Here is a 20,972-nt window from a genome sequence, read left to right as displayed (position 1 = left end):
AAAGGCGTTTCGCTACGTTACATCGTGTGGCGGAAACTTGCCAAAAGGTGACGGTATGCGCACGGTGATCTTCGATCTGGATGGAACCTTGGCCGATACCAGCGGCGATCTGATCGCGGCGGCCAATGCCTGTTTCGAGGGGCTGGGGCTGGACGCGCCGCTGGACCCCGCCGCCGATCAGGCGACCGCGTTCCGGGGCGGGCGGGCGATGCTGCGGCTGGGGTTTGAACGTGTGCAGCCGGACTGGTCGGAAACGGATGTGGATGCGCAATACCCGCTGCTGCTGGATCACTATGGCGTGCATATCGACCGCTATACCACGCTTTACCCCGGCGCCGTCGCGGCGGTCGAGGCGCTGCGCGCCGATGGCATGGCGGTCGGCATCTGCACCAACAAGCCCGAGGGGCTGGCCGAAACCCTGTTGCAGCGGCTGGGCGTGCGCGACCTGTTCGCAGCCCTGATCGGGGCCGATACGCTGCCGGTGCGCAAGCCCGACCCGCGCCCCTATCTAGCCGCGGTCGAGGGGGCGGGGGGGCAGGCCAACCGCTCCATGCTGGTGGGCGACACGGTGACCGACCGCGAAACCGCGCGTGCCGCCGGGGTGCCCTGTGCGCTGGTGACCTTCGGCCCCGACGGGCGCGGGGTGGCCGATCTGGCGCCCGAGGCGTTGCTGGATCATTTCGACGCGCTGCCGGGGCTGGCGGCGCGCCTGCTGGCTTGACCCGCGTCCGGTGACCGGCGCACTTTGTGCCAAACGGAGGTCCGATGTCAGAGCGGTTCACAGGCAATTTCACCCAGCAGGAGCCCCTGCCGCAGGCCAGCATCGACGCGGCCTTGGCCGTGATGCAGCACGGGCGGCTGCATCGGTACAACACCGCGCCGGGCGAGCAATCGGAAACCGCCGCGTTGGAGGTCGAATTCGCCGCCCTGACCGGCGCGCGCTATTGCCTGGCGGTGGCTTCTGGCGGTTATGCGTTGGGCTGTGCGATGCGCGCGGCGGGTGTGGGGCCGGGCGACAAGGTGCTGACCAATGCCTTTACGCTGGCCCCGGTGCCGGGCGCGATTGCCAGCATCGGCGCCGTGCCGGTCTTTGTCGAGGTGACGCCGGATCTGGTGATCGACCTGGATCATCTGGCCGAACAGATCGCCGCCAGCGGTGCGCGTGTCCTGCTGCTGAGCCATATGCGCGGGCATATCTGCGACATGGATGCGCTGATGGCGATCTGCGATGCCGCCGGCGTGCAGGTGATCGAGGATTGCGCGCATACGATGGGGGCCAGCTGGAACGGCGTGCCCTCGGGGCGGCATGGGCTGATTGGCTGCTATTCGACCCAGACCTATAAACATGTGAACTCGGGCGAGGGCGGCTTGCTGATCACCGACGATGCGAACCTGATGGCGCGGGCGGTGCTGCTTTCGGGGTCCTATATGCTCTATGACCGGCACGACGCCGCGCCGCGGCCCGAGGCGTTCGAGGAGTTGCGGCTGGAGGTGCCCAATATCTCGGGCAGGATGGACAATTTGCGCGCCGCGATCCTGCGCCCGCAGCTGCGCGATCTGGACGGGCAGGTGGCGCGCTGGAACCGGCTGTACCGGGGGATGGAAGATGGGTTGGCCGATTGCCCCGGCCTGCGGCAGGTGACGCGCCCGGGCGGCGAACGGTTCGTCGGCTCGTCCTATCAGTTCCTGCTGCCCGATTGGGATGCCGAGCGGATCGGCGCGCTGGTCGAGCGCTGCGCCGCGCGCGGGGTCGAGCTGAAATGGTTCGGCGCGCCGGTGCCGCGCGGCTATACCTCGACCTATGCCAGCTGGCATTACGCCGCCCCCCCGACGCTGCCGCGCACCGATGCGGTGATGGCGGGGCTGATGGATCTGCGCCTGCCGCTGAGTTTCAGCGAGGACGACGTGGCGCTGATCGCGCGGATCATCCGGGCCGAGGTGTCAAGCCTGTGGCAGGCCGCCGCGCTGTCAGATTGAGCGCCTGCGGCGCACGCCTTTTGCGCCGCCCGCCGGGCGGGCGGCCGTGGGCGCCAGGTGAGAGAGGGAGGAGCACATGATCAGACTGCACCATTGTCACGAAAGCCGCTCGATGCGGGTGCTGTGGTTGCTGCACGAGCTGGGCGTGCCGTTCGAGCTGAAGGTCTATCCGTTTGACGCGACACTGCGGCAGCCGGATTTCCTGGCACTCAGCCCGGCGGGGCGGGTGCCGGCGCTGGAAATCGACGGCGATGTGATGTTCGAAAGCGGCGCGATGATCGAATATCTGTGCGAGCGGTTCCCGCAGGCCGGGCTGGGTCGGGCGCCCGGCGACCCGGCGCGCAGGGCCTGGCTGTCTTGGCTGCACTTCGCCGAAACCCTGAGCCAGCACAGCGCCGCCCTGAACCAGCAGCACGAGGTGCTGTACGAGGATCACATGCGCAGCCCCGTCATCATGAAGATCGAAGTGAAGCGGCTGGAAAAATGCTATGCCGCGCTGGAGGCCCGGTTGCAGGACAGCGCCCATCTGGCCGATGACCGGTTTTCGGCCGCCGACGTGGCGGTGGGGCAGGCGATGTACATGGCGCTGCATTTCGCGCGGGCGGATGCGTTCCCGGCCTTGCAGGCATGGTATGGCCAGATCACCGCGCGCCCGGGGCTTCAGGCGTCGCTGCCTGGGCCGCGCGATGACAAGCTGTTTTCACGCGATTTCTACGCGCCTTGGCCAATGCCCGAACGGGAGTAAGACCGGCCCGTGGGCGCTGTTCACTTGGTTGAGATGCGTTTTTCCAGATCGCGTACCGTTTTGCCCAAGGCGATGATCTCGTCATGGGCGCGCTGGTTGATTTTGTTCAGCTCTTGAACCGCCTTTGTGACCCGATCATTCAGCGCCTTCAGCTGCTTTTGCGTCTGCCGGATCTCGTCATGTGTGCGCTGGTTGACCTTGTTCAGATCTCCGACGTTTTTTGATTCACGGCTTTCCTGGGTTTTCACGCGTTTGTCCAGTTTCATGATTTCATCATGTGTGCGCTGATTAATCTTGTTCAGTTCAGCCACATTGCGCGTCATGCGCTTTTCCAATTCGTCGATACGCCGGTCGGGATCTTTTCCCATAATCTTCTCCAGAATGTGATCTATCAATGCGGGACATGGTTTCACAAAACGCCCTGCAATCAATGGGAAAATGCCCGGGCAGAGCGCATTGTCGGGGCCGATCCGTGCGCTATCTTCGGTGCAGGGTCGAAAACGTCCGCCCGGGGGCGGTTTCGCGTCTTGCATTGGTTGACCCGCCCCGGTGGCGGGAGTAAACCCGTTTCAGCCATCTGAAGGAGAGCCGTTCCCGTGGAAGAACTGCTGAGAGAGTATCTCCCGATCCTCGTATTTCTCGGCCTTGCCGTCGCGCTGGGCCTTGTCCTGATCCTCGCCGCCGTTGTCCTGGCCGTCCGCAATCCCGATCCGGAAAAAGTGTCGGCCTATGAATGCGGGTTCAACGCCTTCGACGACGCGCGGATGAAATTCGATGTCCGGTTCTATCTGGTGTCGATCCTGTTCATCATCTTCGACCTTGAAATCGCCTTCCTGTTCCCCTGGGCTGTGTCGTTCGGGACACTGGGCACGGTGGGCTTCTGGTCGATGATGGTTTTCCTGGGCGTGCTGACCATCGGCTTTGCCTATGAGTGGAAGAAAGGGGCCCTGGAATGGGAGTGATGACAGGGGCCAACACCGCCCAGGGCGACCGCGAGGTTGCGACCCAGGCGCTGAACAAGGAATTGCAGGACAAGGGGTTCCTGCTGACCTCGACCGAGGACATCATCAACTGGGCCCGCACCGGGTCGCTGCACTGGATGACCTTCGGCCTGGCCTGCTGCGCGGTCGAGATGATGCACACCTCGATGCCGCGCTATGACCTGGAACGGTTCGGCACCGCGCCGCGCGCCTCGCCGCGCCAGTCGGACCTGATGATCGTGGCCGGTACGCTGACGAACAAGATGGCGCCGGCGCTGCGCAAGGTCTATGACCAGATGCCCGAGCCGCGCTATGTGATCTCGATGGGGTCCTGCGCCAATGGCGGGGGTTATTATCATTACAGCTATTCGGTGGTGCGTGGCTGCGACCGCATTGTGCCGGTCGATGTCTATGTGCCGGGCTGCCCGCCCACGGCCGAGGCGCTGGTCTATGGCATCCTGCAGCTGCAACGCAAGATCCGCCGCACGGGGACGATTGTACGATGACCGAAGCCCTGCAAGAACTCGGCACCCATATCGAGCTGAAACGCCCCGATTGCGTGCTGTCCTGGTCGATTGCGCTGGACGAGCTGACGGTGGAGATCGCGCCGTCCTCGCTTCTGGCGTTCACCGAATTTCTGAAATCCGACGCGACCTGCAAGTTTTCGACGCTGGTCGACATCACCGCCGTGGATCACCCGGCGCGGGATGCGCGGTTCGATGTGGTCTATCATTACCTGTCGATGTACCAGAACCAGCGCATCCGCGTGAAATGCGCCGTGCGCGAGGACGAGGCGATCCCGTCCATCGTGGCGGTGCATCCCAGCGCCAACTGGTTCGAGCGGGAAGTGTTCGACATGTTCGGCATCCTGTTCGTCGGTCACCCGGACCTGCGCCGGATCCTGACCGACTATGGCTTTCGCGGCTTCCCGCTGCGCAAGGATTTCCCGACCACCGGCTATACCGAGGTGCGGTACGACGAGGCGCAGAAGCGCGTTGTCTATGAGCCCGTCAGCCTGGTTCAGGAATACCGCCAGTTCGACTTCATGTCGCCCTGGGAAGGGGCCGAATATATCCTGCCCGGCGATGACAAGGCCGACGAGGCCAAGGGCTGAGGCGGTATGGGGGACGCGGTGCTGATGTTCGGTATGGGGGCGACCAAGGCGGGGACCAGCTGGCTCTACCGCTATCTGGCGGGCCATCCCGATTGCCATCTGCGCAGCGTCAAGGAATTGCACTACTTCGACACGCTGGATTTCGGCAATCGTGCCGGACGCGCCAAGGCGCTGCGGTCGCGGCACGCGGAACTGGCCGGGCGCCGGGGCGGGGATGGCGCGACACGCGCGGCCCGCATGGCGGATCTGGCGGCGCTGGCGGATCTGGTCGAAAGTGGAAACGATGACGCCTATCTGGCCTATTTGAACGCGGGCCGGAAACAGGAGCGCTTGGTCGGGGACATGACGCCCGCCTATGCCCTGCTGTCCGAGGGGCGGTTGCGGCAGATGGCCGGGATGGCGGCACAGGTGCGGTTCATTTACCTGATGCGCGACCCGGTGGAGCGGCTCTGGAGCCATGTGCGCATGATCGCGCGGCGGCGCAGCCCGTCGGCCCGCGACATCGCGGGTCTGGCCGGGGCGCTGCTGGGGCGGGTGCTGTCGGGGGCCGAGGATCACATCGCCGCGCGGGGCGACTATCGCGCCGTGCTGGGCCGGATCGACCGCGCGCTGGACCCCAGGCAAGTGTTCCTGGCGTTTTCCGAGGATCTGTTCTCGGGCGCGGTGCTGGACAAGCTGTGCGCGTTCCTGGGCATCGGCGCCCGGAGCGCGGACCTGACACGGGCCGCCCATGTGGGTGTCCCGGTCGAGATGAATGCGGTGCAACGCGCCGAGGCGGCGGCTTGGCTGAAGCCGCAATATGATTTTGTCGCGGCCCGGATGGGTCGCCTTCCCGCGGCCTGGGAAGCAAACACTGTAGGAGTGTGACCTGATGGACGGCGGCTTTAACGACGCACAGACCGGCGAACAGAAGATTCGCAATTTCAACATCAACTTCGGCCCGCAACACCCTGCGGCACATGGCGTTTTGCGCCTGGTGCTTGAGCTGGACGGCGAAATCGTCGAGCGTTGCGACCCGCATATCGGCCTGCTGCATCGCGGGACCGAGAAGCTGATGGAAAGCCGTACCTATCTGCAGAACCTGCCTTATCTGGACCGGCTGGATTACGTGGCGCCGATGAACCAGGAACATGCCTGGTGCCTGGCCATTGAAAAGCTGACCGGCACCCGGGTGCCGCGCCGTGCCAGCCTGATCCGGGTGCTGTATTCCGAGATCGGCCGGGTACTGAACCACCTGCTGAACGTCACCACCCAGGCGATGGATGTGGGCGCGCTGACCCCGCCGCTTTGGGGGTTCGAGGAACGCGAAAAGCTGATGGTGTTCTATGAGCGGGCCTGTGGCGCGCGTCTGCACGCGGCCTATTTCCGCCCGGGCGGGGTGCATCAGGACCTGCCGCCGCAGCTGATCGACGATATCGACCAATGGGCCGAGGAATTCCCGCGTTACCTGAACGATATCGACGACCTGCTGACGGAAAACCGCATCTTCAAACAGCGCAACTGCGATATCGGCGTGGTGACCGAAGAGGACATCCAGCAATGGGGCTTTTCCGGCGTGATGGTGCGCGGTTCGGGCCTGGCCTGGGACCTGCGGCGCGCGCAACCCTATGAATGCTATGACGAATTCGACTTCCAGATCCCGGTAGGCAAGAATGGCGATTGTTATGACCGCTATCTGTGCCGGATGGCCGAGATGCGCGAGTCGGTGAAGATCATCCAGCAGGCCTGCGCCAAGCTGCGGGCCGAGCCGGGCGACGTTCTGGCGCGCGGCAAGCTGACACCGCCGAAACGAGGGGAGATGAAAACCTCGATGGAGGCGCTGATCCATCACTTCAAACTCTATACAGAGGGCTTCCACGTGCCCGCGGGCGAGGTCTATGCCGCCGTCGAAGCGCCCAAGGGCGAATTTGGCGTCTATATGGTGTCGGATGGGTCGAACAAACCCTATCGCGCCAAGCTGCGCGCGCCGGGCTTCCTGCACCTGCAGGCGATGGATCACGTCGCGGGCGGGCACCAACTGGCCGACGTCGCGGCGATCATCGGCACGATGGACGTGGTGTTCGGGGAGATCGACCGGTGATCTTTCCGCGACATGTCCGAAACTTCACGATCCGCGCCTGCTGCTTTGATCGGTTGCGTGAGACCACTCCGACAAGGGACTTCCACTAATGCTGCGCCGTCTGCACCCCGAACAACCTGAAAGCTTTGCCTTCACGCCGGACAACCTGGCCTGGGCCAAGGCGCAGATCACCAAATACCCCGAGGGCCGCCAGGCCAGCGCGATCATTCCGCTGTTGTGGCGCGCGCAGGAGCAGGAGGGCTGGCTGTCCCGCGCCGCCATCGAAACCGTCGCGGACATGCTGGGCATGGCCTATATCCGGGCGCTCGAGGTTGCGACATTCTACTTCATGTTCCAGCTGCAACCGGTTGGTTCGGTTGCACATATTCAGATCTGCGGTACCACGTCCTGCATGATCTGCGGGGCCGAGGACCTGATCGGTGTCTGCCGCGAGAAGATCGCAGATCAGCCGCACGCGCTGTCGGCGGATGGCAAGTTCAGCTGGGAAGAGGTCGAATGTCTGGGCGCCTGCACCAACGCCCCGATGGCGCAGATCGGCAAGGATTATTACGAGGATCTGACCGCCGAGAAGCTGGCCGAGATCCTGGACGCGCTGGCCGCAGGGTCGGTGCCCGTGCCCGGCCCGCAGAACGGACGTTATGCCGCCGAGCCGAAATCCGGGCTGACCAGCCTGACCGAATATGACAGCGGGCGCACGCAATACAACGCCTCGGCCCAGATGGCGGTGGATATCGGCGAGACCGTCAAGCGCATCGACGGGACCGAGGTGCCACTGCGCGCGCCCTGGACCCCGCAAAGCGGCGCGCTGGCCGAAGCGCCCGCAGCCCCGTCGGTCAGTTCCGCGCCCGCCAAGAAGGTCGCGCAGGAGCCCGCGCCGAAATCGGTGGCCAAGCCCAAATCCGACCCCAAGGCCGAGGCCGAGAAAAAGGCCGCCAAGCCCAAGCCGAAGCCCAAAGCCAAAGACGAACCGGCCGAGGGCCCCGGCACCAAGCCCGCCACGCTGGACGCCGCCCGCGACGGCCAGGCCGACGATCTGAAGCTGATCAAGGGGGTGGGGCCGAAGCTGGAACAGCTTCTGTTCTCGTTGGGGTTCTATCATTTCGACCAGATCGCCGCCTGGACCGGGGACGAGGTGGCCTGGGTCGATCAGAACCTGAAAGGGTTCAAGGGGCGTGTCAGCCGCGACAACTGGGTCGATCAGGCCAAGGTGCTGGCAAAAGGCGGCAAGACAGAATTCGCCGAACGCGTTAAGAAGGGTGACGTATACTAGGGTTCAACAGATCACCATCAGAGGGATAAGTGACTATGAGTGCAACGTCGAACGGATCTGCCTGTCGCAGCAAATGCTGGATCTGGGCCGCGATTTCTGGTGCGGTCGTGTTCTTGGTCATGCTGATCGGCGGGTATTCCTTCCTCGCCTCGGCTTTCGTGGGCATCATCGCCGCCATTCTGATCGGTTTCTTCCTGGTCTGGCTGCTGTGCGGGGCGACCGTCGCGGCGGGCCGGCCCGCAGCTGCCCCGGCACCGGCGCCTGCACCCGCAGCGGCACCCGCGACACCCGCGCCGGCGGCAAAGCCCGCCGCAGAACCGGCCGAACCGAAATCGGCCAAGCCGATCACGGCCGAACAACCCACCACCGAAACGGCCGCCCCCGAACCCGCCGCACCGCCCAAGCCCGCAGCCCCCATCGCGGCAGAGAACGCCGCGACCAAAGCCGCCCCGCAGGGCGAGGATTATGACGGCGACGGCGTGGTCGAGGGCACGGGCGAGGGCACGCGCCCCGCGGCGCTGGACGGCCCGCGCGGCGGCACCGCCGACGATCTGAAAAAGATCAAGGGTGTCGGTCCGAAACTGGAACAGCTTCTGTTCTCGTTGGGCTTCTATCATTTCGACCAGATCGCCGGATGGACCGGGGACGAGGTCGCCTGGGTCGATGCCAACCTCAAGGGGTTCAAGGGCCGGGTGAGCCGCGACAACTGGGTCGAACAGGCCAAGCTGCTGGCCACCGGCGGCGAGACCGAATTCTCGAAAAAGGTCGACAAGGGCGGCGTGTACTAAGGTGACGGGACCCGGGCGGCATCAACGCGACGCGGCGATCGCGCGGCAGGGGCGGCTGGTGGCGGTGGTCATCATGGCCGGTGGCCTGATCGCCATCATCGCGCCGTGGCTGACCAATATCCTGGGTCTGCCGATCCGGTTCGAGATGCTGTTTTATCTGATTGCGCTGGCGGCCTTTGTGTGGGCGCTGGCGGTAAGCTATCAAATCTGGCGCAAGAGCCGGACAAACTGAGGAACGTCACATGCTGAAAGATCAGGATCGGATCTTTACCAATCTCTACGGGATGCACGAGCGCACGCTGGCCGGTGCCAAGGCCCGTGGCCATTGGGACGGCACCGCCGGCATCATCGCCAAGGGGCGTGACTGGATCGTCGACCAGATGAAGGCCAGCGGCCTGCGCGGGCGCGGCGGGGCGGGCTTCCCCACGGGGCTGAAATGGTCGTTCATGCCCAAGGAAAGCGATGGGCGCCCGTCCTATCTGGTGATCAATGCCGACGAATCCGAGCCGGGCACCTGCAAGGACCGCGAGATCATGCGCCACGATCCGCACACCCTGATCGAAGGGGCGCTGATCGCCAGCTTCGCCATGGGCGCGCATGCCTGCTATATCTATATCCGGGGCGAGTTCATCCGCGAGCGCGAGGCGCTGCAAGCCGCGATTGACGAGGCCTATGACGCCGGTCTTCTGGGCAAGAACGCCGCCGGTTCGGGCTGGGATTTCGAACTGTTCCTGCATCACGGCGCGGGCGCCTATATCTGCGGCGAGGAAACCGCGCTGCTGGAAAGCCTCGAGGGGAAGAAGGGCATGCCGCGCATGAAGCCGCCCTTCCCGGCGGGGGCGGGGCTTTATGGCTGCCCGACCACGGTGAACAACGTGGAATCCATCGCCGTCGTGCCCACGATCCTGCGCCGTGGCCCGGACTGGTTCACCAGCTTTGGCCGCCCCAACAACTCGGGCACCAAGCTCTTCGGGATCTCGGGGCATGTGAACAACCCCTGTGTGGTCGAAGAGGCGATGTCGATCAGCTTCGAGGAGTTGATCGAAAAGCATTGCGGCGGCATTCGCGGCGGCTGGGACAACTTGCTGGCGGTGATCCCGGGCGGGTCGTCCGTGCCTTGCGTGCGGGGCGAGAACATGCGCGACGCGGTGATGGATTTCGATTACCTGCGCAACGATCTGGGCTCGGGCCTGGGCACGGCGGCGGTGATCGTGATGGACAAGCAGACCGACATCATCAAGGCGATCTGGCGGCTTTCGAAATTCTACAAGCACGAAAGCTGCGGCCAGTGCACGCCCTGCCGCGAAGGCACCGGCTGGATGATGCGCGTCATGGACCGCCTGGTGCGCGGCGAGGCCGAGGTCGAGGAAATCGACATGCTGTTCGATGTGACCAAACAGGTCGAGGGCCACACGATCTGCGCCCTGGGCGACGCGGCGGCCTGGCCGATCCAGGGCCTGATCAAGAACTTCCGCGAGGAGATCGAGGACCGCATCAAGGCGCAGAAGACCGGCAAGATGAGTGCGATCGCGGCGGAATAAGCCGCAAGGGACGTGTGGAATGAGTATGTTTGCGCGTGTGATGACCGGCTGCGTCTTGTTGGCTGCCTTGGCCGCCTGTCAGACCAGCACGGCGGATCGACCGGTCGAAACATCGCGGGCCCCCTATCGTGAGATGCCCGAAGAAATGTATCGATTGGCCTTTGATGCGGCGACCGCGAATGTCATCGCAAGGAACTGTAGCAACCTGTCGACCGCAAACCCGGTGGTCAACAAGGATCGCGTCGCATTGTTCCGGAAGCTGGATGCGCAGGGTTACGAAGATCGCGATTTCGATGCCATGCAGGCGAACCTGCCCAAGAAGCGCATGCAGTCAGAGGTTTTTGCCTATATCCAGAAAATGGGCATCATCGTTGATGAACCGGCGACCTATTGCGGGGCAGGTTATGCGGAGATCCGGCAGGGGACGCGCGTGGGTCGCTATCTGCGCAAGCGGGGCTGACGCGCTTCGCGATTGGAGAGGCGTCAAAGATGAAGAGCATGTTCATCGCCCTATGCCTTATGGCGCCCTCAGCGACCGCAGAGGATATGGACACCAAGGCGCTGGAACTTGCGCTGCGTTCTGATTTCGATCACTCAATGGCGCGCAAGCTGGCCCAGAACTGCGACGATCTGGCGTTTGATGAGAACGGCCGTCGGATCTATTTTCTGAAACTGGACGGTGCGTTCTACCGTATGGGCAAAAGCGTGACCGATTGGCTGGGGGTTCGCTTTTCAATGCAGGACTATGAGCCATTGAATGCCGAATTCGCGGAGCGTCATGGTGACCGCGTTTTCTTGGATCGTGCGGTTTTGTGTGCGGCGGGCCGCGACGAAATCGACAGCCAGACCGGGATTGGTCGCATGCTGAAGAGGGTAGAGGAATGACACAGTACCACCTCGCAGAACTCAATGTCGGTCGTCTGATCGCGCCCACGGACGATCCGCGTGTGGCGGAGTTCATGGGGGCGCTGGACCGGATCAATGGCATGGGCAAGCGGATGCCGGGCTTTGTCTGGATGATGGAAGGCTCGGGTGAGCCGGGCACTGGTAACACCGAAAACAGCATCGGCGATGACCCGCAATTCGTGGCCAACCTGACCGTCTGGGAAGACGTGGCGTCCTTGGAGAAATTCGTCTGGCAGACGGTGCACCGGCAATTCTATGACCGGCGGCAGGAGTGGTTCGAAATCCTTGGCGACATGCATTTCGTCATGTGGTGGGTGCCTGCGGGCCACGAACCCACACTGGACGAGGCGTTGGCGCGGCTTGAGCATCTGCGCGCCCATGGCGACAGCGATCATGCCTTTGGCTGGGCGCATCTGCCCCAGGCCCAGATGTGGAAAACCCGCAATTGCGGTCAGGGTGCCGCCGCGTAACCCGCGCAAATCCTGCGGAAAAATTCAGCGAACCGACACTCCGGACTGGCGCAGGCCGGGGCGAACTGGCTAGGCTTGTCGGGCCGGGGTCGTGGCGTCAGCCGCGCGGCCCCGGGGTCACGGCATGGCGGCGGGGTGGGGAAGCCCCGACCGAAAGGCGATGCCGCAAGACTTGGGGGGCTGACATCGCCGGTTGCGGGTCCGGTTCGGGCGTGCCCGGCACTCAGACGTCCTTTGGGAAGGGGGCTTTTATGGAGATACGTGAAAAGCGCGACGCGCTCACGATCGAGAATGCGCTGCTGGCCGGGGCGCAGATCAGCAGCGCGAATCTGTCCGGCTCGGTGATGGAGGATGTGAACCTGTCCGCGTCGATCATCGAAAACTGCAACCTGTCGCAATGCAGCGTCATGGGCGGTAACATGTCGGATGCGGTGTTCAAGGGCGTGAACCTGTCCAATGCCCGGATCGAAGGCGCGCAACTGTCGGGCATGACGATCAACGGCGTGTCGGTGGCACAGCTCTTTGCCGCCTATCAGGCGCAGAAAGCCGCCAAGCACAGGGAAAAAGCCGCCTGATTTCAGGTGGCTGCGCGTTGTGTTATTGCATAGCAGCGGCCGCATCCCTTGATTGGCGCCGTGGAGGGATCCGCATCTGTGCGGGTCCGTCCGGTATGTTCAACCGATGGAGTGCTGCGTGATGCGACCGCTGTTTTCGATGACACTTGCCCTGATCTTGGTGCTGGGCGCCGGGCCGGGACTGGCCCGGGCCGACGGGCTGCGCGACCACAAGCAGATCAATGACGGGCTGACCACGATCGCCATCGCCGACATGATCCGCAAGAAATGCCCGACGATCTCGGCCCGGATGATCACGGCCTATGGCTATATGCGCAGCCTGAAGAAGATCGCCAACGATGCGGGCTATTCCGACGCCGAGATCGAGGCCTTTGTGACCGACAAGCGTGAAAAGGCGCGGGTCGAGGGGGCGGCGCGCGAGTGGCTGCAATCGCAAGGAGTTACGCTTTCCCGGCCCGATAGCTATTGCGTTGCGGGCCGCAGCGAAATAGACCGGAACAGCCAAATCGGAGTGCTGCTGAGGAGCAAATAGCCCATGTCCGACCTTCGCAAGATCATTATCGACGACACGGAAGTAGAGGTCGATCCGGCGATGACCCTTCTGCAGGCCTGCGAGCAGGCCGGGATCGAGGTGCCGCGCTTCTGCTATCACGAACGTCTGTCGATTGCCGGCAACTGCCGGATGTGTCTTGTCGAGGTCGTGGGCGGCCCGCCGAAACCCGCCGCATCCTGCGCGATGCAGGTGCGGGACCTGCGCCCGGGCCCCGAAGGCCAGCCGCCGGTGGTCAAGACCAACAGCCCGATGGTCAAGAAGGCCCGCGAAGGGGTGATGGAATTCCTGCTGATCAACCACCCGCTGGATTGCCCGATCTGCGACCAGGGCGGCGAATGCGACCTGCAGGACCAGGCGATGGCCTATGGCGTCGATTTCAGCCGCTATCGCGAACCCAAGCGCGCGTCCGAGGATCTGGACCTGGGGCCGCTGGTGGCCACCACGATGACCCGCTGCATTTCCTGCACCCGCTGCGTGCGCTTCACGACCGAGGTCGCGGGCCTGACCGTGATGGGCCAGACCGGCCGGGGCGAGGATGCCGAGATCACCAGCTATCTGGGCAGCACGCTGGACAGCAACCTGCAGGGCAACATCATCGACCTGTGCCCGGTGGGCGCGCTGACCAGCAAGCCCTATGCCTTTACCGCCCGTCCGTGGGAGCTGACAAAGACCGAAACCATCGACGTGATGGACGCGCTGGGGTCGAACATCCGCGTCGACACCAAAGGGCGTGAGGTCAAACGCATCCTGCCGCGCAACCATGACGGCGTGAACGAGGAATGGATCTCCGACAAGACGCGCTTCGTCTGGGACGGGCTGCGGCGTCAGCGTCTGGACCGGCCCTATATCCGCGAAAATGGCAAGCTGCGCCCGGCCACCTGGCCCGAGGCGCTGGCCGCCGCCGCCACCGCGATCAAGGGCAAGAAAATCGCCGGTCTGGTGGGCGATCTGGCCCCGGTAGAGGCGGTTTACGCGCTGAAACAACTGGTTGAGGGACAGGGCGGTTCGGTCGAATGCCGCACCGATGGCGTCAAGCTGCCGGCCGACAACCGCTCGGCCTATGCCGGGACCGCGACGGTCGAGGATATCGACACCGCCGAATACATCATGCTGATCGGCACCAACCCGCGCGACGAGGCGCCGGTGCTGAACGCGCGCATCCGCAAGGCTTGGGCCGGCGGAGCCAATGTTGCGCTGATCGGTGAAAAGGCCGATCTGACCTATGATTATGTCCATATGGGCACCGACCGGAACGCGCTGGCCGAGCTGGCCAACCGCAAGTTCAACGAGGTCCGCGAGACGCCGTCGGTGGTGATCGTGGGGCAGGGCGCCCTGCGCGAGGCCGATGGCGCCGCCGTTCTGGCCGCCGCGATGTCGATCGCCGAGAAAACCAACAGCAAGCTTCTTGTCCTGCACACCGCCGCGTCGCGCGTGGGCGCGCTGGATGTGGGCGCGGTGACCGAGGGCGGGATGGATGCCGCCATCGACGGGGCCGAGGTGATCTATAACCTGGGCGCGGACGAGGTCGAGATCGCCGACGGTCCCTTCGTGATCTATCAGGGCAGCCATGGCGACCGGGGCGCGCATCGCGCCGACCTGATCCTGCCCGCTGCCGCCTATACCGAGGAACAGGGCCTGTTCGTGAACACCGAGGGCCGGCCCCAGCTGGCGCTGCGCGCGGCATTCCCGCCGGGCGAGGCCAAGGAAAACTGGGCCATCCTGCGGGCGCTCAGCGCCGAACTGGGTGCGACGCTGCCGTTCGACAGCATCGCCCAGCTGCGCCAGGCGCTGGCCGACGCGGTGCCGCATCTGCTGCAGATCGACAGCGTGCCGGAAAACGCCTGGAACCCGCTGCCGCTGCGGCCGCTGCCCAAGGCCGATTTCCGCAACGCGGTCCGGGATTTCTATCTGACCAACCCCATCGCCCGGGCCTCGGCCCTGATGGCTGAGCTCAGCGCCGCCGCCAAGGCGCGCGAAACCGCACCGATGGCCGCCGAGTAAGGCCGATGTCGGGCCGGGGGGGCCATATCGTCGTCGCGCTGGCACTGGGAACGGGGCTGTCGGGCTGTGCCCAGGCCACCGCCCCGGCCGATGCCGAACAGCCGACCCTGACCTATCTGGGGTCCGCGGCAAAGGTGCTGGACGATGATCTTATCAACATCTTCGTGTCGCTGGACGGCGCGCATCTGAAAGGCATCGCCGCACGCGAAGCGGCGGGGCGTTATGCCGATTGCGCGGTGGCCGGGCACAGTTTGCAGCGCGGATACGGTTTTGCACGCCATATTCGCACGAATGTGACGGAAGACTCTGGCGTTTGGCGTGCAGATGCTGTTTACACCATCTCGCGGACGCTGCCGCGCGGCATCAGGACAATCGACGCACGCGCACAGGTGGCGACCTGCGCCGCAGAGGGCATACCGACGGTCTAAGGGCATAGGGAAGATATGGCTGATTTTCTGAATACGGGCTTTGGAACCTTTGTCTTGATCGCGGCGCAAAGCCTTCTGGTCATTGCCTTTGTGATGATCTCGCTGCTGTTCCTGGTCTATGGCGACCGCAAGATCTGGGCCGCGGTCCAGATGCGGCGCGGCCCCAATATCGTGGGCGCCTTCGGACTGCTGCAATCGGTGGCCGACGCGCTGAAATACGTGGTGAAAGAGGTCGTCATTCCCGCCGGTTCCGACAAGTTCGTGTTCCTGCTGGCGCCGCTTTTGTCCTTTACCCTGGCGATGATCGCCTGGGCGGTGATCCCGTTCAACGACGGCTGGGTTCTGGCCGATCTGAACGTCGCGATCCTGTATGTGATGGCCATCGGCTCGCTCGAGGTTTACGGCGTCATCATGGGCGGCTGGGCCTCGAACTCGAAATACCCGTTCTTGGGCTCGCTGCGGTCGGCGGCGCAGATGATCTCCTATGAGGTTTCCATCGGCCTGATCATCATCGGCGTGATCCTGTCCACGGGTTCGATGAATTTCAGCGCCATCGTGGCGGCGCAGGATGGCAGCTATGGCCTGTTCAACTGGTACTGGCTGCCGCATTTCCCGATGGTCTTCCTGTTCTTCATCTCGGCACTTGCCGAAACCAATCGCCCGCCCTTCGACCTTCCGGAAGCGGAATCGGAGCTGGTGGCGGGCTATCAGGTGGAATATTCCGCCACGCCCTTCCTGCTGTTCATGGCGGGTGAATATATCGCGATCTTCCTGATGTGCGCGCTGACCACGCTGCTGTTCTTCGGTGGCTGGCTGTCGCCGATCCCGGGCATCCCCGACGGTGTGCTGTGGATGGTCGGCAAGATGGCGTTCTTCTTCTTCCTCTTCGCGATGGTCAAGGCGATCACGCCGCGCTACCGCTATGACCAGCTGATGCGCCTGGGCTGGAAGGTCTTCCTGCCGATGTCGCTGATCTGGGTGGTCGTGGTGGCCTTCTTCGCGAAATTCGAACTTTTCGGCGGCGCCTATGCCCGCTGGATGATTGGAGGCTGATCCATGACTCAAATCGACTGGACCCGCGCCGGAAAATACTTCCTGCTGGCCGATTTCTTCGGCGGGCTGAAGCTGGGGCTGAAGTATTTCTTCGCGCCCAAGGCCACGCTGAACTATCCGCATGAAAAGGGCCCGCTTTCCCCGCGCTTCCGGGGCGAACATGCCCTGCGCCGGTATCCGAACGGCGAGGAACGCTGCATCGCCTGCAAACTGTGCGAGGCGATCTGCCCCGCCCAGGCCATCACCATCGACGCCGAACCGCGCGAGGATGGCAGCCGCCGCACCACGCGCTATGACATCGACATGACCAAATGCATCTATTGCGGCTTCTGCCAGGAAGCCTGCCCGGTGGATGCCATCGTCGAAGGCCCGAATTTCGAATTCTCGACCGAAACCCGCGAAGAGCTGTTCTATGACAAGGAAAAACTCCTTGCCAATGGCGAACGCTGGGAGGCCGAGATCGCCCGCAACCTGGAGCTCGACGCGCCCTATCGCTAAGCCCCCTCAGCCAAGATCGATCCGATGAACGACCTCGCCAAACTTTTCGAGCAGATGATGGAACAAAGCCACCGCATGGCGCGGGCGTTCAATCCTGCGCTGGAAAGCTTTCAGGTCAGCGGCTTCGACAAGCTGATGCCCACCATGCCCAAGGATTTCATGGACATGATGTGGGGGACGACCTTCAACAAGGACGGACTGGATGCCAAGACGCGGTTGCTGGTGGTGCTGGCGGGGCTGACCGTTCTGGGCGCCCAGGCCGAACCGCAATTCAAGCTGACCGTGCGCCACGCGCTCGAAGCCGGCGCGACCCAGCAGGAGATCGCCGAAGTGATCTATCAGATGTCGATGCTGGGCGGGATCCCGGCAATGACCAAGGCCCTGAACCTGGCGCAAAGCGTCTTTCAGGAAATGACCGAAGGAGACGACGCATGAGCGTGGCCGATATCACATTCTACTGCTTTGCCATCGTCGTGGTGACGGCGGGGCTTTTCGTTGTGGTCTCGCGCAACCCGGTCCATTCGGTGCTATGGCTGATCCTGGCCTTTTTGTCCTCGGCCGGGCTGTTCGTGCTGCTGGGGGCGGAATTCGTCGCCATGCTGCTGGTCATCGTCTATGTGGGCGCGGTCGCGGTGCTGTTCCTGTTCGTGGTCATGATGCTGGATGTCGATTTCGCCGAGCTGAAGGCCGAGATGGCCAAATACATCCCCATCGCGGGGCTGATCGGGGTGATCCTGCTGATGCAGCTGGGCATGGTGTTCGGCAACTGGCATTTCGCCGACGGGGCCGAGGGCGCGCGCGCCGCCGTTGCCCCGGCGCTGGAGCAGACCCACAACACCCAGGCGCTGGGTGCGCTGATCTATGACGATTACATCTATCTGTTCCAGGCCGCGGGCCTGATCCTGCTGGTGGCGATGATCGGCGCGATCGTCCTGACCCTGCGCCACCGCACTGACATCAAGCGTCAGGACGTGCTGGCACAGATTTACCGCGATCCGGCGAAGGCGATGGAACTGAAAGACGTGAAACCGGGGCAGGGGCTGTAATGCGACGCTTCGTTCTCATGTTCGCATTGGCGGGGGTTCTGCTTTCGGGGCCGAATTTGCCCGGAATGCCGAATTGGCCGCAAGAGCTGCAAGGGCCGATGCTTCCGGGTCTGGCTTCGGCGATCTATGCGACGTGGAACGGTGTGGATCAGGGCCACGGTAATGATTTTCGCGCGGAAGCGGTGCGGAGTTTTTGTCAGGGCATGGATTCCGTAGGAAACGAAGTTGAGCTGATGGACGTGAAACGCATGAAACCGGGACAGGGGTTGTGAACGAGGTTCTCGCCTTTCTGCTCTCGCCCTGGGGCGTGGCTGCCTATGCCGGGTTCTGGGCGCTGAAGATCGTGTTCGGCGCCTGGCTGCTGGGGCGGTTGCTGCCGCTGCTGCCCGCCGGGTTGCGGCGCCGGATCGAGGCGCTTGCGGCACAGCCCCGCCTGGCGGTGGCCCGGGTGCGGCGGGCGAAATGAACGAAGACAGGCTTGAACCAAGGCCGGAGGGACAAGATGGTTGGACTTGAACATTACCTGACAGTGGCGGCGGCGCTGTTCGTGATCGGGATCTTCGGCATCTTCCTGAACCGGAAGAACGTGATCGTCATCCTGATGTCCATCGAGCTGATGCTGCTGGCGGTCAATATCAACCTTGTGGCCTTCTCCAGCTTTCTGGGCGATCTGGTCGGACAGGTGTTCACCATGTTCGTCCTGACCGTCGCCGCGGCCGAGGCCGCGATCGGCCTGGCGATCCTGGTCTGTTTCTTCCGCACCCGCGGCACCATCGCCGTGGAAGACGTCAACGTGATGAAGGGCTAAGTTTCCATGACCAGCATCATCCTCTTTGCCCCGCTGATCGGCGCCATCCTGTGCGGTTTCGGCTGGAAGCTGATCGGCGAGACCGCGGCCCAATGGGTGGCCACGGGTCTGTTGTTCCTGGCCTGTTTCCTGTCCTGGATCGTGTTCCTGTCCTTTGACGGCCAGACGCAGCACATCCCGATCCTGGAATTCATCCAGTCCGGCAGCCTGTCGGTCGACTGGGCGATCCGGCTGGACCGGCTGACCGCGATCATGCTGATCGTGGTGACCACCGTGTCGGCGCTGGTGCACCTGTATTCCTTTGGCTACATGGCCCATGACCCGCAATGGGAAGAGGGCGAGATATACAAGCCGCGCTTCTTCGCTTATCTGTCCTTCTTCACCTTCGCCATGCTGGCGCTGGTCACCTCCGACAACCTGGTACAGATGTTCTTCGGATGGGAGGGCGTGGGCGTCGCCTCGTACCTGCTGATCGGCTTCTACTGGAAGAAACCCAGCGCCAATGCCGCCGCGATGAAGGCGTTCATCGTCAACCGTGTCGGCGATTTCGGCTTTGCCCTGGGCATCTTCGGCCTGTTTTACCTGACCGACAGCGTGGTGATGGACGACGTGTTCGCCGCCGCTCCGGCGCTGGCGGAAACGCAGCTGCGGTTCCTGTGGACCGACTGGAACGCCGCGAACCTGCTCGGGTTCCTGCTGTTCGTCGGTGCGATGGGCAAATCGGCGCAGCTGTTCCTGCACACCTGGCTGCCCGACGCGATGGAAGGCCCGACGCCGGTATCGGCGCTGATCCACGCCGCGACCATGGTGACGGCGGGTGTCTTCCTGGTCTGCCGCATGTCGCCGCTTTACGAATACGCGCCCGAGGCGACGGCCTTTATCACCTTCCTGGGGGCCGCGACCGCGTTCTTTGCCGCGACCGTGGGTCTGGTGCAGAACGATATCAAGCGCGTCATCGCCTATTCGACCTGTTCGCAGCTGGGCTATATGTTCGTGGCGGCGGGCGTCGGCGTCTATTCGGCGGCGATGTTCCACCTGTTCACCCACGCCTTCTTCAAGGCGATGCTGTTTCTGGGCGCGGGCTCGGTCATCCACGCGATGCATCACGAGCAGGACATGCGCAACTATGGCGCGCTGCGCAAGAAGATCCCCTATACCTTCTGGGCGATGATGATCGGCACGCTGGCAATCACCGGTGTCGGCATTCCGCTGACCACCATCGGCTTTGCGGGCTTCCTGTCGAAGGATGCGATCATCGAAAGCGCCTATGCCGGGACCGCGGGCGGCTTCGCCTTCTGGGCGCTGGTCATCGCGGCGCTGTTCACCAGCTTCTATTCCTGGCGGCTGATGTTCCTGACCTTCTATGGCAAGGCGCGGGGCGACAAGCACACCCATGACCACGCCCATGAAAGCCCCAAGGTCATGCTGATCCCGCTGGGCGTTCTGGCGCTGGGGGCGGTGTTCTCGGGCATGATCTGGTACGGCTCGTTCTTTGGCGACCATAACCAGGTGAACAGATTCTTCGGCATTCCGACGCATCACGCCGAGGCCACCGATCACGCGGCCGAGGAGGGTCATGCCACCGAAGCGGCCGCCGCCGACACCCATGGCGCCGAGGGCGACCACGCCGCGACGATGGCCGAGGCCGATCACGGCGCCGAGGCCGAGATGCAACACGGCACGGCCCCGGTTGGCGCGATCTTCATGCATCCCGACAACCACGTGATGGACGAGGCCCACCACGCCCCGAAATGGGTCAAGGTCAGCCCCTTCATCGCCATGGTGATCGGTCTGGTCTTCGCCTATTGGTTCTATATCGTGAACCCGGCGCTGCCCAAGAAGCTGGCCGAGAACCAGCGCCCGCTGTACCTGTTCCTGCTGAACAAATGGTATTTCGACGAGGCGTACGAGTTCCTGTTCGTGCGGCCCGCGAAATTCCTGGGCGCCTTCCTGTGGAAGCGCGGCGACGGCAATGTCATCGACGGCTCGATCAACGGGATCGCCATGGGGATCATCCCGTTCTTCACACGCCTCGCGGGGCGCGCCCAGTCGGGCTATCTGTTCCACTATGCCTTTGCCATGGTGATCGGCATTGCCGTTCTGGTCACCTGGATGACGATCAGCGGAGGAGCTGAATAA

General features: G+C 63.7%; 28 protein-coding genes. 27 read left to right on the top strand and 1 reads right to left on the bottom strand.

The genetic code is table 11. From position 1 onward, the window contains the following. The first annotated feature begins 55 nt into the window (after nucleotides 1-55). The 3 genes from CLM60_RS14980 to CLM60_RS14970 all read left to right on the top strand — a co-directional run bounded on the left by CLM60_RS14980 (nucleotide 56) and on the right by CLM60_RS14970 (nucleotide 2,722). The gene (locus CLM60_RS14980) at nucleotides 56-721 is read left to right on the top strand and encodes an HAD-IA family hydrolase (protein WP_095589931.1); all 666 of its coding nucleotides are present in this window, start codon (nucleotides 56-58) and stop codon (nucleotides 719-721) included. 44 nt (nucleotides 722-765) lie between these two features. Continuing rightward, the gene (locus tag CLM60_RS14975; RefSeq protein WP_095589930.1) at nucleotides 766-1,977 is read left to right on the top strand and encodes a DegT/DnrJ/EryC1/StrS family aminotransferase; all 1,212 of its coding nucleotides are present in this window, start codon (nucleotides 766-768) and stop codon (nucleotides 1,975-1,977) included. Between the two features lie 76 nt (nucleotides 1,978-2,053). Next, complete coding sequence (locus CLM60_RS14970; protein ID WP_095589929.1) at nucleotides 2,054-2,722, top strand: glutathione S-transferase family protein; 669 nt, start codon at nucleotides 2,054-2,056, stop codon at nucleotides 2,720-2,722. Between the two features lie 20 nt (nucleotides 2,723-2,742). Here the strand turns inward: CLM60_RS14970 and CLM60_RS14965 are convergent, their stop codons facing one another. After that, the gene (locus CLM60_RS14965) at nucleotides 2,743-3,255 is read right to left on the bottom strand and encodes a coiled-coil domain-containing protein (protein ID WP_141246533.1); all 513 of its coding nucleotides are present in this window, start codon (nucleotides 3,253-3,255) and stop codon (nucleotides 2,743-2,745) included. Nucleotides 3,256-3,318: 63 nt separating this feature from the next. Here CLM60_RS14965 and CLM60_RS14960 point away from each other — a divergent pair, with 63 nt between their 5' ends. The 24 genes from CLM60_RS14960 (at nucleotide 3,319) to nuoL (ending at nucleotide 20,972) form a co-directional block, all read left to right on the top strand. Then, complete coding sequence (locus tag CLM60_RS14960) at nucleotides 3,319-3,684, top strand: NADH-quinone oxidoreductase subunit A (RefSeq protein WP_095589927.1); 366 nt, start codon at nucleotides 3,319-3,321, stop codon at nucleotides 3,682-3,684. Next, nucleotides 3,675-4,208, top strand: a complete 534-nt coding sequence (locus CLM60_RS14955) for a NuoB/complex I 20 kDa subunit family protein (RefSeq protein ID WP_176473889.1) — start codon at nucleotides 3,675-3,677, stop codon at nucleotides 4,206-4,208. Before CLM60_RS14960 ends, CLM60_RS14955 begins: the two co-directional genes overlap by 10 nt. Beyond that, on the top strand, nucleotides 4,205-4,816 hold the full coding sequence (locus tag CLM60_RS14950; protein WP_095589925.1) for an NADH-quinone oxidoreductase subunit C: 612 nt from the start codon (nucleotides 4,205-4,207) through the stop codon (nucleotides 4,814-4,816). The genes CLM60_RS14955 and CLM60_RS14950 overlap by 4 nt, the downstream gene beginning before the upstream one ends. Nucleotides 4,817-4,822: 6 nt before the next feature. Next, nucleotides 4,823-5,683 (top strand): sulfotransferase, encoded by an 861-nt coding sequence (locus tag CLM60_RS14945; RefSeq protein WP_095589924.1) that lies wholly within the window; start codon nucleotides 4,823-4,825, stop codon nucleotides 5,681-5,683. 4 nt (nucleotides 5,684-5,687) lie between these two features. After that, nucleotides 5,688-6,896 (top strand): NADH-quinone oxidoreductase subunit D, encoded by a 1,209-nt coding sequence (locus CLM60_RS14940; RefSeq protein ID WP_095589923.1) that lies wholly within the window; start codon nucleotides 5,688-5,690, stop codon nucleotides 6,894-6,896. A gap of 88 nt (nucleotides 6,897-6,984) precedes the next feature. After that, entirely contained in the window at nucleotides 6,985-8,166 is a 1,182-nt protein-coding gene (locus CLM60_RS14935; RefSeq protein ID WP_095589922.1) for an NADH-quinone oxidoreductase subunit E, read from the top strand. Between the two features lie 35 nt (nucleotides 8,167-8,201). Then, complete coding sequence (locus CLM60_RS14930) at nucleotides 8,202-8,954, top strand: endonuclease (RefSeq protein ID WP_095589921.1); 753 nt, start codon at nucleotides 8,202-8,204, stop codon at nucleotides 8,952-8,954. A 1-nt stretch (nucleotide 8,955) separates the two neighbouring features. After that, entirely contained in the window at nucleotides 8,956-9,186 is a 231-nt protein-coding gene (locus CLM60_RS14925; protein WP_095589920.1) for a DUF5337 domain-containing protein, read from the top strand. Between the two features lie 10 nt (nucleotides 9,187-9,196). Then, nucleotides 9,197-10,495, top strand: coding sequence for an NADH-quinone oxidoreductase subunit NuoF (nuoF, locus tag CLM60_RS14920; RefSeq protein ID WP_095589919.1), 1,299 nt, complete (start codon nucleotides 9,197-9,199; stop codon nucleotides 10,493-10,495). A gap of 19 nt (nucleotides 10,496-10,514) precedes the next feature. Continuing rightward, nucleotides 10,515-10,955 carry a DUF5333 family protein gene (locus CLM60_RS14915; RefSeq protein ID WP_141246532.1) on the top strand — a complete coding sequence of 147 codons (441 nt, stop codon included), beginning with the start codon at nucleotides 10,515-10,517 and terminating at the stop codon, nucleotides 10,953-10,955. Nucleotides 10,956-10,984: 29 nt separating this feature from the next. Then, nucleotides 10,985-11,380 (top strand): hypothetical protein, encoded by a 396-nt coding sequence (locus tag CLM60_RS14910; RefSeq protein ID WP_141246531.1) that lies wholly within the window; start codon nucleotides 10,985-10,987, stop codon nucleotides 11,378-11,380. Further along, nucleotides 11,377-11,871, top strand: coding sequence for a DUF3291 domain-containing protein (locus CLM60_RS14905; RefSeq protein ID WP_095589916.1), 495 nt, complete (start codon nucleotides 11,377-11,379; stop codon nucleotides 11,869-11,871). Before CLM60_RS14910 ends, CLM60_RS14905 begins: the two co-directional genes overlap by 4 nt. 251 nt (nucleotides 11,872-12,122) lie before the next feature. Then, the gene (locus CLM60_RS14900; protein ID WP_095589915.1) at nucleotides 12,123-12,446 is read left to right on the top strand and encodes a pentapeptide repeat-containing protein; all 324 of its coding nucleotides are present in this window, start codon (nucleotides 12,123-12,125) and stop codon (nucleotides 12,444-12,446) included. Nucleotides 12,447-12,567: 121 nt separating this feature from the next. After that, nucleotides 12,568-12,978, top strand: a complete 411-nt coding sequence (locus CLM60_RS14895; protein ID WP_095589914.1) for a DUF5333 domain-containing protein — start codon at nucleotides 12,568-12,570, stop codon at nucleotides 12,976-12,978. 3 nt (nucleotides 12,979-12,981) lie between these two features. Then, nucleotides 12,982-15,000 (top strand): NADH-quinone oxidoreductase subunit NuoG, encoded by a 2,019-nt coding sequence (gene nuoG / locus CLM60_RS14890; protein WP_095589913.1) that lies wholly within the window; start codon nucleotides 12,982-12,984, stop codon nucleotides 14,998-15,000. Between the two features lie 5 nt (nucleotides 15,001-15,005). Beyond that, nucleotides 15,006-15,428, top strand: a complete 423-nt coding sequence (locus CLM60_RS14885; RefSeq protein ID WP_245848428.1) for a hypothetical protein — start codon at nucleotides 15,006-15,008, stop codon at nucleotides 15,426-15,428. A gap of 15 nt (nucleotides 15,429-15,443) precedes the next feature. Then, entirely contained in the window at nucleotides 15,444-16,481 is a 1,038-nt protein-coding gene (nuoH, locus tag CLM60_RS14880) for an NADH-quinone oxidoreductase subunit NuoH (RefSeq protein WP_095589912.1), read from the top strand. A gap of 3 nt (nucleotides 16,482-16,484) precedes the next feature. Continuing rightward, the gene (gene nuoI, locus CLM60_RS14875; protein WP_036558593.1) at nucleotides 16,485-16,979 is read left to right on the top strand and encodes an NADH-quinone oxidoreductase subunit NuoI; all 495 of its coding nucleotides are present in this window, start codon (nucleotides 16,485-16,487) and stop codon (nucleotides 16,977-16,979) included. Between the two features lie 24 nt (nucleotides 16,980-17,003). Further along, a complete protein-coding gene (locus CLM60_RS14870; protein WP_095589911.1) occupies nucleotides 17,004-17,414 on the top strand; it encodes a carboxymuconolactone decarboxylase family protein in 411 nt (136 codons plus the stop codon). Continuing rightward, nucleotides 17,411-18,025: an NADH-quinone oxidoreductase subunit J gene (locus CLM60_RS14865; protein WP_095589910.1), complete on the top strand. Its 615-nt coding sequence runs from the start codon at nucleotides 17,411-17,413 to the stop codon at nucleotides 18,023-18,025. The genes CLM60_RS14870 and CLM60_RS14865 overlap by 4 nt, the downstream gene beginning before the upstream one ends. Beyond that, the gene (locus CLM60_RS14860) at nucleotides 18,025-18,297 is read left to right on the top strand and encodes a hypothetical protein (RefSeq protein WP_095589909.1); all 273 of its coding nucleotides are present in this window, start codon (nucleotides 18,025-18,027) and stop codon (nucleotides 18,295-18,297) included. Before CLM60_RS14865 ends, CLM60_RS14860 begins: the two co-directional genes overlap by 1 nt. Beyond that, a complete protein-coding gene (locus tag CLM60_RS14855; RefSeq protein WP_095589908.1) occupies nucleotides 18,294-18,491 on the top strand; it encodes a hypothetical protein in 198 nt (65 codons plus the stop codon). Before CLM60_RS14860 ends, CLM60_RS14855 begins: the two co-directional genes overlap by 4 nt. 36 nt (nucleotides 18,492-18,527) lie before the next feature. After that, nucleotides 18,528-18,833, top strand: coding sequence for an NADH-quinone oxidoreductase subunit NuoK (gene nuoK, locus CLM60_RS14850; RefSeq protein ID WP_095589907.1), 306 nt, complete (start codon nucleotides 18,528-18,530; stop codon nucleotides 18,831-18,833). A 6-nt stretch (nucleotides 18,834-18,839) separates the two neighbouring features. After that, nucleotides 18,840-20,972, top strand: coding sequence for an NADH-quinone oxidoreductase subunit L (gene nuoL, locus CLM60_RS14845; RefSeq protein ID WP_095589906.1), 2,133 nt, complete (start codon nucleotides 18,840-18,842; stop codon nucleotides 20,970-20,972).

The sequence above is a fragment of the Actibacterium ureilyticum genome, assembly GCF_002285435.1.
GTDB lineage: Bacteria > Pseudomonadota > Alphaproteobacteria > Rhodobacterales > Rhodobacteraceae > Actibacterium_C > Actibacterium_C ureilyticum.
The sequence above is the reverse complement of the archived record's forward strand: the minus strand, read 5'-3'. Positions and strand labels throughout refer to the sequence as shown.